10 protein-coding genes and 1 tRNA gene are annotated in these 14,584 nt (G+C 69.5%); 6 read left to right on the forward strand and 5 right to left on the reverse strand.

The window, feature by feature from the left end:
- The 4 genes from ACHWVH_RS13595 to ACHWVH_RS13610 all read left to right on the forward strand — a co-directional run.
- A partial coding sequence (locus tag ACHWVH_RS13595) for an Ig-like domain-containing protein (protein WP_394687364.1) occupies positions 1-2,546 on the forward strand: 2,546 nt, incomplete at its 5' end.
- 101 nt (positions 2,547-2,647) lie between these two features.
- A complete protein-coding gene (locus ACHWVH_RS13600; protein WP_394687365.1) occupies positions 2,648-3,820 on the forward strand; it encodes a TolC family protein in 1,173 nt (390 codons plus the stop codon).
- The gene (locus ACHWVH_RS13605) at positions 3,810-5,978 is read left to right on the forward strand and encodes a type I secretion system permease/ATPase (RefSeq protein ID WP_394687366.1); all 2,169 of its coding nucleotides are present in this window, start codon (positions 3,810-3,812) and stop codon (positions 5,976-5,978) included. Before ACHWVH_RS13600 ends, ACHWVH_RS13605 begins: the two co-directional genes overlap by 11 nt.
- A complete protein-coding gene (locus tag ACHWVH_RS13610; RefSeq protein ID WP_394687367.1) occupies positions 5,971-7,155 on the forward strand; it encodes an HlyD family efflux transporter periplasmic adaptor subunit in 1,185 nt (394 codons plus the stop codon). The genes ACHWVH_RS13605 and ACHWVH_RS13610 overlap by 8 nt, the downstream gene beginning before the upstream one ends.
- A gap of 22 nt (positions 7,156-7,177) precedes the next feature.
- Here ACHWVH_RS13610 and ACHWVH_RS13615 read toward each other — a convergent pair whose 3' ends face one another.
- From ACHWVH_RS13615 to ACHWVH_RS13635, 5 genes are all read right to left on the reverse strand, one after another.
- Positions 7,178-7,444, reverse strand: a complete 267-nt coding sequence (locus ACHWVH_RS13615; RefSeq protein ID WP_017917292.1) for a hypothetical protein — start codon at positions 7,442-7,444, stop codon at positions 7,178-7,180.
- 355 nt (positions 7,445-7,799) lie between these two features.
- Positions 7,800-7,876 (reverse strand) — tRNA-Pro (locus ACHWVH_RS13620).
- A 60-nt stretch (positions 7,877-7,936) separates the two neighbouring features.
- A complete protein-coding gene (gene cydX, locus ACHWVH_RS13625) occupies positions 7,937-8,068 on the reverse strand; it encodes a cytochrome bd-I oxidase subunit CydX (protein WP_017912084.1) in 132 nt (43 codons plus the stop codon).
- Positions 8,069-8,091: 23 nt separating this feature from the next.
- Positions 8,092-9,243, reverse strand: a complete 1,152-nt coding sequence (gene cydB / locus ACHWVH_RS13630; RefSeq protein ID WP_394687368.1) for a cytochrome d ubiquinol oxidase subunit II — start codon at positions 9,241-9,243, stop codon at positions 8,092-8,094.
- A gap of 19 nt (positions 9,244-9,262) precedes the next feature.
- Positions 9,263-10,852 carry a cytochrome ubiquinol oxidase subunit I gene (locus ACHWVH_RS13635; RefSeq protein WP_295923263.1) on the reverse strand — a complete coding sequence of 530 codons (1,590 nt, stop codon included), beginning with the start codon at positions 10,850-10,852 and terminating at the stop codon, positions 9,263-9,265.
- A 272-nt stretch (positions 10,853-11,124) separates the two neighbouring features.
- Here ACHWVH_RS13635 and cydD point away from each other — a divergent pair, with 272 nt between their 5' ends.
- The gene (cydD, locus tag ACHWVH_RS13640; protein WP_394687372.1) at positions 11,125-12,843 is read left to right on the forward strand and encodes a thiol reductant ABC exporter subunit CydD; all 1,719 of its coding nucleotides are present in this window, start codon (positions 11,125-11,127) and stop codon (positions 12,841-12,843) included.
- Positions 12,840-14,537 carry a thiol reductant ABC exporter subunit CydC gene (cydC, locus tag ACHWVH_RS13645; protein ID WP_295923266.1) on the forward strand — a complete coding sequence of 566 codons (1,698 nt, stop codon included), beginning with the start codon at positions 12,840-12,842 and terminating at the stop codon, positions 14,535-14,537. The genes cydD and cydC overlap by 4 nt, the downstream gene beginning before the upstream one ends.
- The last annotated feature ends 47 nt before the right edge of the window (positions 14,538-14,584 follow it).

Consider the following 14,584-nt stretch of genomic DNA (forward strand, 5'->3'; position numbering starts at 1 on the left):
GTGCCGCGTTGCCTGACGGTACCGTGATCAACGCCGTCGCCACCGATGCGGCCGGCAATGCCAGCCCGCCGGCGTCCACCACGGTCGATGCGCTGGCACCGGCCGCGCCGGTGCTGCAGCCGAGCAATGGCACGGCGATCGTCGGTACGGCGGAAGCGGGCGCGACGGTGACGGTGACCGATGGCAACGGCACGCTGATCGGGCAGACCACCGCCGATGGCGCGGGCAACTGGAGTGTGACGCCGGGAGCCGCGTTGCCGGATGGCACCTTCGTGAACGCCGTGGCGACTGACGCGGCTGGCAATGCCAGTCCGCCGGCGTCCACCACGGTCGATGCGCTGGCACCGGCCGCGCCGATACTGCAGCCGAGCAATGGCACGGCGATCGTCGGTACTGCCGAAGCCGGTGCGACGGTCACTGTCACCGACGGCAACGGCACGCTGATCGGGCAGACCACCGCCGATGGCGCCGGCAACTGGAGCGTCACACCGGGCACGGCCTTGCCGAACGGCACGGTGGTAAATGCCGTGGCGAGCGATGCGGCCGGCAATGCCAGTCCGCCGGCGTCCACCACAATTGACGCGCTGGCACCGGCGGCACCGGTGCTGCAGCCGAGCAACGGCACGGCGATTGTCGGGACTGCCGAAGCGGGTGCGATGGTCACCGTCACCGACGGCAACGGCACGCTGATCGGGCAGACCACCGCCGATGGCGCCGGCAACTGGAGCGTCACCCCGGCGGCGCCACTGCCGGACGGCACCGTCGTCAACGCAGTGGCCACCGATGCCGCCGGCAATGTCAGTCCTCCGGCGACCACCACGGTGGATGCGCTGGCACCGGCGGCACCGCTGGTCACGATCAGCCTGGACGGCAGCTTGCTCACCGGCACCGCCGAAGCCAACGCGCAACTGCGTGTGGTGGTGAACGGCGATACCGCCAATCCACTGTTGATCCAGGCCGATGGCAATGGCGCCTTCAGCCTGCCCCTGGTGCCGGCGCTGGTGATCGGGCAGGCACTGTCGGTGGTGGCGGTCGATGCCGCCGGCAACGTCAGCCCGCCTGCACTACTCACTGCCCCGGATCTGTCGCCGCCGCTGCTCAGCGTGCCCGAGGCCGGCGATACCTGGATCAACGCTGCGGAAATCGGCGACGGCATCCAGGTGGTGGTGCAACTGCGGCCGAACATGCTGGTCGGCCAGGTGGTCACCGTGCATTTCGCCGGCCAGAACGGTTACGTGGTGGATGTCCCGCATACGCTCACCAGCGGCGACCTCGCTGCCGGCAACGTGGTGGTCTCGGTGCTGCCGCCGAGCGGCGGCGCCGCGTTGCCGCAGGGCGCCGCGACTGTCACCGCCGATCTCAACGGGGGCCCGGCCTCGTCCTCGGTCGGCTTCACCATCGATACGATCCCGCCGGCCACCCCGGTGCTGTCGCTGGTCGCCAATCTGCTGACGATTTCCAGCGAACCGGGCACTGCACTGACGGTCAACGTCAATGTGGGCGGCGTGCAGGCCACGGCCACGCTGACGGCCGACAACAGCGGCCTGGCCTCGCTGGATCTGCTCACCGGCCTGGACATCGGCCTGAGCTGGTCGCAGTTGTTGAACGCGCAGGTGTCCGTGGCGGGTGCCGATCCGGCGGGCAACACCAGTTCGGTCGCCTCGCTGGGGGTTGGCGCCAACATCGCGCAGCCGCTGACGCTGGGCGACTTCGGGGTGGACTTCGCATTGCTGCCGGCGACCTTCGGATTCAGCGGCAACGCCGACCCCAATGCCAGCCTGGCGATCCGCGTCATCACTCCGGCGCTCAATGTCGAACTCACGCCCATCCAGGCCGACGCCAATGGTGACTTCGCCTTGAACCTGCTCAGTCCCAGCGTCCTGAGCCAACTCGGGCTCACCGCGTCCGGCGTGCTCAATCTTGGCGCGCAGGTCGCCTTCGAAGTGGTCGCCACCGACACGCTGGGCAACGACAGTGCGCGCTATGGCATCAGCCTGTCCGGCAGCGGCGCGGCCCTGAGCATCGGCACCATCAGCGTGAATGGCACCGGCGGCATCGACATCCTGTCCGGCGCCGACGGCAGCAGCGAGCGCATCCTCGCCGGCGACGGCAGCGACCTGATCTTCAACATCGGCAGCGGCGATCAGGTGTTGGCCGGCAATGGCGACGACACCATCCAGATCACCGCGACCAACTTCACCAGCATCGACGGTGGCGCCGGCTTCGATACGGTGCTGTTCGCCAACGGCATCGACCTTGACTACAACGCGGCAGGCGTGGGCACGCTGTCCAACATCGAGCGTATCGACCTGGGCAAGGGCGACTCCGGAAGTACCCTGACCCTGACCGCGTCGGAGGTGCTGGCGATCACCGACGGCAACGATACCTTGCAGATCACCGGCGACAGCGCGGATGTGCTCAACGTCGTCGGTGCCGTCGACAGCGGCACAACACAGGCGATCGATGGCATCACCTACCACGTCTACAGCTTCGGCAGCGCCACGTTGCTGGTGGAGGACAACACGCTTGCGGTGGTGACGGCCTGATGGGGGAGACCTGCACGCACGGCCGGCGCGTGCGCCGGCCTGGCCGGGCGGCCAGCGCCTGCGTCTGGCTGTTGCTGGCGGTGCCGCCAGGTGCCTTCGCCATGTCGCTGGCCCAGGCGGTGCAACAAGGCCTGAGCAGCGAGCCGCAACTGCGCGCGGCGATGGCCGAGGCGGCACGTGCCGCCACCGACGTGCGCATCGCACGCAGCGGCTACTACCCGGCGTTGTCGGTGGGCGCCGGGCCCAAGGCAATGGATCCCGGCGAGGTGGTCTACGACGTCAACCTCTCGCAGATGCTGTACGACTGGGGCCGTGTGTCGAGCAGGGTCGCGGCGGCACGGGCGCAGCAGCGCGGGCAGGACGCCGGGGTGGAGGTCGCCGCCGACGATGCCGCGCTGGCGATCGTGGACGTGTACCTGGACGTACTGCTGGCGCAGCAGCGGCTGCAGGCGGTGCAGGCGCATCTGCAACGCCTGCAGGCCATCGCCGACCTCAGCGAAGCGCGCAGCGGTGGCTACGCCGATCGCAGCGAACTGGAGCGCACGCGGCTGGAACTGGCGCGCGGGCAGGACCAGTTGGCGTCCGAGCAGGGCACGCTGCAGGAGGTGCGCAACCAGTTCCTGCTGCTGGTTGGCACGGAGGCCGAGGGTCTGCTCGAACCGGACCTGCCGGACCTGCCGCAACTGGCGCCGGCGCAGCTGGCGCGGACGGTGGACGCCTCGCCCTTGCTGCGCAAGGCCAACGAACAGGTGCGTGCCGCCGAAGCGGAAGTGCGCGAGGCCCGCGCGGCGTTGAAGCCGCAATTGAATCTGGAAGCCGCCGCGCTGCGCCGCGACGTCGGCGGGCGCCTGCAGAACGATTCGACCATTTCGCTGCGCCTGAGCATGGACGTCTTTCAGGGCATGTCGACGTTCCTGCGCCCGCAGGCCGCCCGGCAGCGCCTGGAAGCGGCGCAGTGGAACATGGATGCCGTGCGCCGCGAGATCCTGCGCACCGTGCAGACGCTGGCCGATGCCGGCGATGCGCTGCGCGGGCGCGAGCAGGCACTGCTGCAACAGGCGCAGCAGGCGGTGGAGGTGGCCGAGCTCTACCGCGAGCAGTTGAGCGTGGGCCGGCGCGAGGTGATCGAACTGCTCAACGTACAGCGCGAGCGGCTGGAGGCCGAACGCCAGTTGATCGCGTTGCGGATCGAACGTAAGCGCCTGCGCTACCGTGCCGCGGCGCAGGTCGGGGCGTTGCAGGCCATATTCCGGGAGAGCGCCCATGCAGGTTGAGGACAATTCGGCGGTGTCGATCGGCGCCCCGCAGGCAGCGGACGTGGATGGCCTGCGGCCTGGCCTGTTGTTGCTGTGCCAGCGCCTGGGGCGGCCGTTGACCGATGCCGAACTGGTGGATGGCATTGCGCTGGATCAGGGGCGACTGCCCTTGCGGTTGGTCCCCCGGGCACTGCGCCGTGCCGATCTCAATGCCGACGTGCTGGACTATCCGCTCGCGGGGATGGACGGCTATCTGCTGCCCGCGCTGCTGTTGCTGCACGATGGTCGCACCCTGCTGCTGGAGGCGATCGAGTCGGAGCAGGCGCGGGTGCTGCTGCCGCATGCCAGTGGCGGCGAGCAGACCATGCCGCTGTCCGAACTGGAGCGGCTGTACAGCGGCTCGGCGGTATTCGCCAAACCCCGCTTTCGCGACGATGGACGCATCGGCGGCTATGCCGGCAGCGACGCGGAGCACTGGTTCTACGGCCCGCTGAAGAAGTTGTGGCGCTCTTACGCCGAAGTGGCGACGGCGGCGATGGTCGCCAACCTGCTGGCGATCGCCACCGCGCTGTTCGCAATGCAGGTCTACGACCGCGTGGTGCCCAACGCGGCCTTCGATACCTTGTGGATCCTCGCCAGCGGCGTGGTCCTGGCCATCGTGCTGGAAGGCGTGTTGCGCACCCTGCGCGGGCAGTTGCTGGCGGTGCTGGGCAAGCGCCTGGACCTGCAGTTGTCCACGCTGCTGTTCTCGCGCGTGCTGGCCATGCGCATGGCGGCCAAACCGGGGTCGATGGGGGCCTTCAGTACGCAGGTCCGCGAGTTCGAGTCGGTGCGCGAGTTCTACACCACGTCCAGCGCAGCGCTGATCAGCGATTTGCCGTTCGTGGCGATCTTCCTGGCCATCATCGCCTTGATCGGCGGCCACGTGGTGTGGGTACCGCTGGTCGCCTGCGTGTTGATGGTGCTGCCCGGGCTGCTGGCGCAGCGCCTGCTCGGCGCGCTGTCGCGGCAGAACCTGCGCGAGGGCGCGATGAAGAACGGCCTGCTGCTGGAGGCGTTCGAGCATCTGGAATCGATCAAGGCCGCGCGTGCCGAGGGTCGCTGCCAGGGCCTGTGGGAGGGGCTGACCGCGCAACTGGCGGCCTCGGCGATGAAGACCCATTCGCTGACCACCGCGCTCAGCTATGCCGCCTCGGTGGTGCAGCAGCTGGCCTACGTCGGTGTGGTGGTGTTCGGCGTCTATCGGATCCAGCAGGGCGAGATGACCGTCGGTGCGCTGGTGGCCTGCTCGCTGCTGGCCGCGCGCGCGATCGCGCCGCTGGGACAGGCGGCCGCGGTGCTGGGGCGCTGGCAGCACACCCGGGTGGCGATGGAGGGCTTGGACCAGTTGCTGGGCGCAGCGCAGGAGCGTCCGCCCGGCAAGCGCTTCGTGCACAAGCTGCGGCTGAAGGGCGACTATCGCCTGGATGCGGTGACGCTGCGCCATGGCGATCAGCCGCCGGCGCTGGACGTGCAGACGCTGCGGATCGGCGCCGGCGAGCGTGTGGCGTTGCTCGGCGGCAACGGCGCCGGCAAGTCCACCCTGTTGCGGCTGCTGGCCGGTCTGCTCGATGCGCAATCGGGGCGGCTATTGCTCGACGACGTGGCGATCGCGCAGATCGACCCGGCCGACCGCATGCGCAACATCGGCTACCTGCCGCAGGACGTGGCCCTGTTCCACGGCAGCCTGCGCGACAACCTCAACCTGCACGGCGCGGCGCTGGGCGACGACGAGCTGTACGCGGCGTTGGACGGGGTGGGGCTGGGGGCATTCGTACGCGCGCATCCGTTCGGCCTCGATCTGCCGATCCAGGGCAACAGCAGCCTGTCCGGAGGACAGCGCCAGGCGCTGGGCCTGGCCCGGCTGCTGCTGCAGGATCCCGGCGTGGTGCTGCTCGACGAGCCCACCGCAGCTTTCGACCAACACAGCGAGCAGCTGGTCATCGCCTACCTGCAGCGCTGGCTGGGGACGCGCACGCTGGTGCTGAGCACGCACAAGCGCAGCATGCTCGAACTGACCCGGCGCGCCGTGGTGCTGCGGCAAGGGCGCGTGGTGGTGGACGGACCAGTGGAGCAGGTGCTGCAGGGCAACCGTGTGCAGGCGCCGGCGACGGCACTGGCAGGCGGCCATGGCTGAGCGCACCTCGATCGCGCTGCGGCGGCGGCTGGGCGATCCGCTGCTGGCCTCCACCCATCCGCTGTACCGGCCATTGTTGTGGACCGTGTTGGCGACAGTGGCGATCTTCCTGGCCTGGGCGGCCTGGGCCGAGCTGGACGAGGTGACCCGCGGCGATGGCCGCGTGGTGCCCTACAGCCGCATGCAGAAGATCCAGAGCCTGGAGGGCGGGATCCTGGACCGGCTGCTGGTGCAGGAAGGCGAGCTGGTCAAGCCGGGACAGCCGCTGGTGCGCCTGGAACGCACCCACTTCCTGACCAACTATCAGGAGTCGGTCAACCAGGAGCAGGTGTTGCATGCGGCGATCGCGCGCCTGGACGCCGAAGTGCTGGGTAAGGACCGCATCGCGTTCCCCGAGCAGGTCGCCTCCAATCAGGCTTTGCAGCGTTCCGAGCGCGACCTGTTCGAGTCGCGCCGCAGCAAGCTGGCCGAAGGCAGCCAGGCGATCCAGCGGCAGATCCGCCTTGCCCAGGATCAGTTGAACATCGTGCGGCCGCTGGTGGCCAGGGGCGCGGTCAGCCAGGTCGAGGCGCTCAAGCTCAGCCAGGACATCGCCACCTTGCAGGGCCGGCTCGGCGAGCTGCGCAACAGTTACTTCCAGGAGGCGTATACCGAACTGGCCAAGCGCAAGGCGGATCTCGGTGCACTGGAGCCGATCGTGCGCCAGCGCCACGACCAGTTGCGCCGGACCGAAATCCTGTCGCCGGTGCGCGGACGGGTCAACACCGTGCTGATCAACACACGCGGCGGCGTGATCCCGCCGGGCGAGCCGATCATGGAGATCATCCCGGTGGAGGAGCGGCTGCTGGTGGAGGCCAGGATCAAGCCGCGCGACGTGGCGTTCCTGGTGCCGGGCATGAACGCGCGGGTCAAGATCACCGCGTACGACTACACGATCTATGGCGAGCTCAACGGCACGGTCGAACAGATCAGCGCCGATACCATCGAGGAGCAGACCCCGCATGGGAAGGAGTCGTTCTACCAGGTGCTGATCCGCACCGACGGCAGCCAGTTGCGCCGCGGTGGCGAAGCGCTGCCGATCATCCCGGGCATGGTGGCCGAGGTCGACATCCTGACCGGCAAGCGCAGCGTGCTGAACTACCTGCTGCGGCCGCTGTTGAAGGCGCGGTTGCGCTGAGCGCGGCCGTAGTCAGTGCCGATCAGCTGTGCGATTCGACCAGCGAGAGCGTGCATGTTTCGCCTGGAGCGGATTGCCAATACTCGAAGCGCGAGAGCTTCTTGCCCGAGGTCTGCGCGGCGAGCAGGCTCGCATAGGCGGCCTTGCCGAACTCGTCGCCGAGGTTGAGGTAGACGATGTCGAACTTGCAGGTGGTGGAGAGCGCATCCTTGACGCTGAAGTAGGCAGTCGCGCCGCCCTGTACGCCCTGCACGCCGAGTCGGTCCACCTGCTTGTCGGTTTCGGTCACCGCTGCTGCGGGTGCGCAATACAAAACGATCAACGAGAGGCAGAGTGCCGCTTGCAGTTTCATGGTGTCGTGTCCGTTTGTCTGAGTCGTGAACGTCGAAACGGACATGCCCGCCACCTCGCTTCCGGCACGCTTGGTCGCCAAGGAAGGAGGTGGGGATGAATGCGCCGGTTCCCCGCCACCATTGTGGCGAAAAGTCAGGCCATGGAGTCAAGCCGCCGCGGCCCCGAGAGGACGCGTGCTGGCCGGAGCAGGGGCAGGAGGGGTGTCACCGCACCGCGCGGCCTATCCCGGATTGCAGACACAAAAAAACCCGGAAAACTGTGGTTTTCCAGGCTTCTTGTGACCTTGAAACTGGTCGGGGAGACAGGATTCGAACCTGCGACCTCTACGTCCCGAACGTAGCGCTCTACCAGACTGAGCTACACCCCGAAGGAGCCGCACATGATACGGAGGTCTTCCGCATTCGGCAAGCGCCTTTGCAAAAAAATTTCAGTCCGCCGCGTCGGCCGCGTCCGCGGCGGCATCCGCGGCGTTGCGCTCGCGCGCCTCGAACCACATGCCGTTGAGGATGGCGGCGGTGGAGGCCAGGCCGACACCGAGAATCCAGGCGAAGTACCACATGATCGTTTCTCCTTGCGGGCGCGTCAGTACGCGTTGGGGTTGTCGTCCAGGGAGGCGGCGGTGACCTTGCCCTTCAGCACGCGGTACACCCAGGTGGTGTAGCCGAGGATGATCGGCAGGAACACCACGGTGGCCAGCAGCATGATCCACAGGGTCAGGTGGCTGCTGGAGGCGTCCCACACGGTCAGGCTGGAGCCCGGCTGGCTGGAGGACGGCAGCAGGAACGGGAAGATCGCAAAGCCCACGGTCAGGATGATGCCGGCGATGGCCGCACCGGAGGCGATGAAGGCCAGGCCGCCGCGGCGCTTGCGCAGCAGCACCGCGCTGAGCAGCAGGCCGAGCAGGCCGGCGGCCGGGGCCAGGGCCGTCAGCGGCATGGTCTGGTAGTTGTGCATCCAGCCGCCGACCTCGCCGAGCACGGCGGTCTTCAGCAGCGGGTTGGTGGCGCCGTCGGTGACCACCTGCGAGGTGACCGCGTAGCCGGGCAGGCCGGTGGCCACCCATACTCCGGCGCCGGCGAACAGCGCGCAGGCCACCAGGGCGGCGACGCTGCCGTAGCGCGCCGCGCGCTCGGCCACCGGGCCGTCGGTCTTCAGCACCAGCATCGCCGCGCCGTGCGCCACCAGCATGCTCACGCTGAGCAGGCCGGCGAGCAGGGCGAACGGCATCAGCAGGCCGAAGAAGCTGCCGGTGTAGAACACCCGCAGGGTGTCGTCGAAGTGGAACGGCACGCCCAGCAGCACGTTGCCCACCGCCACGCCCATGATCAGCGCCGGGATGAAGCCGCCGACGAACAGCGCCCAGTCCCAGCCGTTGCGCCAGCGCTGGCTGGGCAGCTTGCCGCGGAACTTGAACCCGACCGGGCGCAGGATCAGCGCGAACAGGATCACGAACATCGCCAGGTAGAAGCCGGAGAAGCTCACCGCGTACAGCGGCGGGAAAGCGGCGAAGATCGCGCCGCCGCCCAGGATCAACCAGACCTGGTTGCCTTCCCAGACCGGGCCGATGGTGTTGACCACCAGCCGGCGTTCGGCGTCGGTCTTGGCCACGAACGGCAGCAACGCGCCGACGCCCAGGTCGAATCCGTCCATCACCGCGAAGCCGATCAGCAGGATGCCCAGCAGCAGCCACCAGATCACGCGCAGCGTGGTGTAGTCCAATGCAATGAAGTCCATGGTGTGTCTCCTGCCGGGGTCAGAGGTGGCCGGCGGCCGCAGGCGCGGCGATCGGGGTGACGGGACGCGGGGCGGGTTGCAGCAGGGCAGGCAGGTCGTCCGGCCCCTTGCGGATCGCCTTGAGCATCAGCTTGATCTCGATGATCAGCAGCGTGGTGTAGATCGCCACGAAGCCGGCGAGGGTGATCAGGATGTCGTGCAGGGCCAGGCCGGAGGCGGCATAGAAGGTCGGCAGCACGCCTTCCACCGCCCACGGCTGGCGGCCGTACTCGGCCACGAACCAGCCGCACTCGATCGCGATCCACGGCATCGGCAGTGTCCACAGCGCCAGCTTCAGGAACCAGCGCTTGTCCTCGAAATTGTGCTTGCACGAGAACCACAGCGCGGCGGCGAAGAACGCGATCAGGTAGAACCCCAGGCCGGCCATCACCCGGAACGTCCAGAACAGCGGCAGCACCCGCGGCACCGTGTCCAGCGCGGCCTTGGCGATCTCCTCCGGGGTGGCGTTGAGGATGTCCTCGCGGTAGCGCTTGAGCAGCAGGCCGTGGCCCAGGTCCTGCCAGTGGCGATCGAACACCGCGCGCGCCTCGGCGTCGTTGCGGTTGGCCTTGAGCCGTTGCAGCGCGCCGTAGGCGATCTGCCCGCCGCGCACGCGGTGCTCGGCGCGCTTGACCAGCTCCAGGATGCCCGGCACCGGCGTGTGCAGCGAGCGCGTGGCGATCAGGCCCATCAGGTACGGCACCTTGATCGCGTAGTCGTTCTTGCCGGTGGCCTGGTTGGGGATGCCGAAGGCAGTGAAGTCGGCCGGCGCCTGTTCGGTTTCCCACATCGCCTCGATCGCGGCCAGCTTCATCTTCTGGTGTTCGTTGGCGGCGTAGCCGCTCTCGTCGCCCAGCACGACAACCGACAGCGAGGACGCCAGGCCGAACGCGGCGGCCACCGCGAACGAGCGCCGGGCGATGTCGCGGTGCTTGCCGCGCAGCAGGTACAGCGCGCTGATCGACATCACGAACACCGCGCCGGTCACGTAGCCGGCGCTGACCGTGTGCACGAACTTGGCCTGCGCCACCGGGTTGAACACCACCGCCATGAAGTCGACCACTTCCATGCGCATGGTGTCCGGGTTGAACACCGCGCCGGTCGGGTTCTGCATCCAGCCGTTGGCGATCAGGATCCACACCGCCGACAGGTTGGTGCCCAGCGCCATCAGCCAGGTCACCATCAGGTGCTTGACCGGCGTGAGCTTGCTCCAGCCGAAGAAGAACAGGCCGATGAAGGTCGCTTCCAGGAAGAACGCCATCAGCCCTTCGATCGCCAGCGGCGCGCCGAAGATGTCGCCGACGTAGTGGCTGTAGTAGGACCAGTTCATGCCGAACTGGAACTCCATGACGATGCCGGTGGCCACGCCCATCGCGAAGTTGATGCCGAACAGCACGCCCCAGAACAGGGCCATGCGCCGCCACACGTCCTTGCGGGTCATGACGTACACGCTCTCCATGATCGCGATCATGAAGGACAGGCCCAGGGTGAGCGGGACGAACAGGAAGTGGTACATCGCGGTCATGGCGAACTGCAGCCGCGACAGCTCTACGACAGTGGTGTCGATCATGGCTGTGCTACCTCGTGGAAGATGTGCATCTGGGTGGCCGAGTGGCGGGAGATTGGAGGCGATCTTCCGCCGCGCCGGCGCGTTCGACCTTGATTCAGATCAATGTGCGGCACCGGGGTGCCCGGCATCCTGGCGACCACGGCGGTTCCAGCCCGGAAGCGCCTTCCCGCTAAACTGGCGACTTCGTTCGCCGCGCCGAGCCCGTTTTGACCGATTCCGCCGAGCCGTCCGCCGCACTGCCCGCCGATACGCCGCAGCAGCGGCAGCAGCGCATGCGCTGGCTGGAGGCCCTGGCTGCGGCCGCGCGCGGCCGCCAGCGCCTGGCTGCGGCGGCGATCAGCGTGTCCGGCGCGCTGCTGATCGTGCAGGCCGGCGCCATCGCCTGGCTGGTGCAGGCGCTGCTGGTCGAGCGCCGCGACCTGGCGCAGGCGCTGCCGTTCTTCGGCCTGCTGGCGTTGATGCTGGTCCTGCGCGCCGGGCTCGGCGCCGCTGCGCAGCGTGCCGCCGGCGATGTCGCCGATGCGGCCAAACTCGCGCTGCGTCGCCGCGTGTACCGGCAACTGCTGCAGCGCGGGCCGCTGTGGCTGCGCGGGCAGCGCAACGGCGAACTGGGCGAGCTGCTGCTGGCGCATGGCGATGCGCTGGACGGTTACTACGCCGGCTACCGGCCCGCGCGCTGGGAAGTGAGCGTGGTGCCGCTGCTGATCGTGCTGGCGGTGGCGTGGAGCGACTGGGTGGTCGGTCTGATCCTGTTGTTCACCGCGCCGCTGGTGCCGATCTTCATGATGCTGGTGGGCTGGGGCGCCGAGGCCGCCGGTCGCCGTCAGTTGCGCGAGTTGGCGCGGATGGGCGGGCACTTCGCCGACCGGCTCAAGGGCCTGGGCCTGTTGCGCCTGTACGGGCGCGGCGACGACGAACTGAGCGGGATCGCCGCTGCCGCCGAGGGCGTGCGCGAGCGCACGCTGAAAGTGCTGCGCATCGCGTTCCTGTCGTCCACCGTGCTGGAGTTCTTCGCCTCGGTCAGCGTGGCGATCGTCGCGCTGTACCTGGGCCTGAGCTACCTCGGCATGATCGCCCTGCACGGCAGCGTGCCGACCCTGGGTACCGGCGTGTTCTGCCTGCTGCTGGCGCCGGAGTTCTATGCGCCGCTGCGGCGCCTGGCCGCGCATTACCACGACCGCGCCAATGCGCTGGCCGCGGCGGCGGAAGTGGAGCGCCTGCTGGAAGGCCTGCAGCAGGCCATGGATGCGCCGGCTGCGCACGCCGAGGGGGCCGCCGTGCCGAACGACGCCGCTGCCGAGGCAATGCCCGTCGCCGCGCCTTCCACAAGCGCGGCGCGCGAGGTGCCGCTGCTGCAGGCGCGCGCGCTGCATCTGCGGCCGCTGGGTGCGCGCTGCGATGCGGTGCAGGGCCTCGATGTCGATCTGCATGCCGGACAGCGCCTGGCCCTGGTCGGCCCCAGTGGCAGCGGCAAGAGCACGCTGCTGGAAGCGCTGGCCGGGTGGCTGCCGCCGCGTGCCGGCACCTTGCAGGTGCGCAAGGGGCTGCGCATCGGCTACGCCGGGCAGCGGCCGTATCTGTTCCACGGCAGCATCGCCGACAACCTGCGCCTGGCCGATCCGCAGGCCAGCGCTGCGCAACTGCATGCCGCCGCCGAGGCGGCGCAGGTGCTGCGCTTCGCCGCGCGTCTGCCGCAGGGGCTGGACACGCCGATCGGCGAGCGTGGCTTCGGCCTGTCCGGCGGCGAGGCGCGGCGCATCGGCCTGGCGCGACTGTTGCTGCGCGATCCGGAACTGCTGTTGCTGGACGAACCGACCGCGTTCCTGGACGCGGACACCGAGGCGGACCTGCTGCACACGCTGGCGGACTTCGCCCGAGGCCGCAGCGTGATCGTCGCCACCCACAGCGAGGCGGCGATGCGCTGGGCCGATACCGTGCTGCGGTTGCCGGCCCGCAACGCCTCCGCCGCGACCCACGGAGCGCAACCATGAGCGGCACCCGCGACAGCTTGCGCGGCGTGTTCGGCCGCCATCTCGGTCGGCTGCTGCTGACCGCGCTGCTGGTGCTGTGCACGATGCTGGCCGGGGTCGGGCTGCTCGGCCTGTCCGGCGGCTTCCTCACCGCCGCGGCGCTGGCCGGCGCGGTCGGCATGGGCAGCGGCTTCAACTTCTTCTCGCCGTCGGCCGGCATCCGCGCACTGACCTTCGCGCGCATCGCCTCGCGCTACGGCGAAAAGCTGGTCGGGCACGACGCGACCCTGCGCATCGCCCGCGACCTGCGGGTGTGGTTCTTCCGCCGCGCACTGCCGCTGGCACCGGCACGGCTCGGCGCCAGCCGCACCGGCGAACTGCTGGCACGGCTGATGTCGGACATCGGCGAGGTCGACGGCCTGGTGGTGCGCGCGCTGGCGCCGCTGGCCGCACTGCTCGGCGTCGGCACGATCGGCATTGCCGCGGCAGCGGCGATCCACGGGCCGGCGGCGCTGGTGCTGACCGCGCTGGCGTTGGCGATCGGGCTCGGCGTGCCGTGGGTGGTGGCGCGCGGCGGCGAGGCCCGCGAACGCGCACGCGCGCAGCAGCGCGAAGCCTTGCGCACCCTGGCCTACGAAGGGCTGGAGGGCGCCGCCGACCTGGCCGCGCTCGACGCGCAAGCCGCCTGGATCGCGCGCGTGGACGCCAGCGCGCAGGCGGTGCGCGCCGAGGACCGGCGTCAGCGGCAGCGGCTGATCGGCGGCAACGCCTTGCACGCGCTGTGCGCTGCGGCGGGCCTGTTGGCGATGCTGTGGGTGGCGCTGGGTGCGGCGCGTGCCGACGCGATCAGCGCCGAACAGGCCGCCGGCCTGGTGTTCCTGACCGTGGCCCTGCTCGAGGTCTGGGCCGGGGCCGGCCTGGCCTGGCAGGCGCTGCAGTCCGGCCGCGTCGCCGCGCGGCGCCTGCAGGCGATCGCCGGGCAGGCGCCACCAGTGCTAGACCCTGCGCATCCGCAGGCGCTGCCGGCCACTGGCGAGGTGCAGTTCGACGACGTCGTGTTCGCCTGGCCGGGCGAGGCGCGGCGCGTACTCGACGGCGTCTCCCTGCGCATCGCCCCGGGCGAGCGCATCGCCCTCTCCGGCGACAGCGGGAGCGGCAAGACGACCCTGTCGGCGTTGCTGCTGCGCTTGTGGGACCCGCAGCAGGGCAGCGTGCGCTACGCCGGCACGGATTTGCGCGAGGTGGCCGAGGCGCAGTGGCATCGCCGCGTCGCCTGGCTGCCGCAGGGCGCGCCGGTGTTCGCCGGCAGCGTGCGCGACAATCTGCGCCTGGGCGATCCATCAGCCGACGATGCGCGGCTGCAGCGGGTGTTGACCGACGTGCGGCTCGACGCCTGGCTGCACGAAGTCGGTGGCCTCGACGCCTGGCTCGGCGAAAACGGCGCCACCATGTCCGCCGGCCAGGCGCGGCGCCTGGCCCTGGCCCGCGCGCTGCTGCGCGAAGCTCCGCTGCTGGTGCTGGACGAACCCACCGAAGGATTGGATGTAGATACTGCGCAGGCGCTGCTGTGCGACCTGGCGCAGGCGTTGGGTCCCCGCAGCCTGCTGCTGATCAGTCACGACACGCTGCCCGACGGGGTGGTGCATGCACGTTATCGCTTGCAGGACGGGCAGCTCGTGCGCAGCGTCGAGGCGTCGGGCGATGACACGGTGTGAGACACGCGCAGCGTGACTGGTCAAGCGCGGCGCACGTCTGCCACAAA

Origin of the sequence: uncultured Xanthomonas sp., assembly GCF_964278005.1 — a bacterium.
In the GTDB taxonomy this organism is placed as follows: domain Bacteria; phylum Pseudomonadota; class Gammaproteobacteria; order Xanthomonadales; family Xanthomonadaceae; genus Xanthomonas_A; species Xanthomonas_A sontii.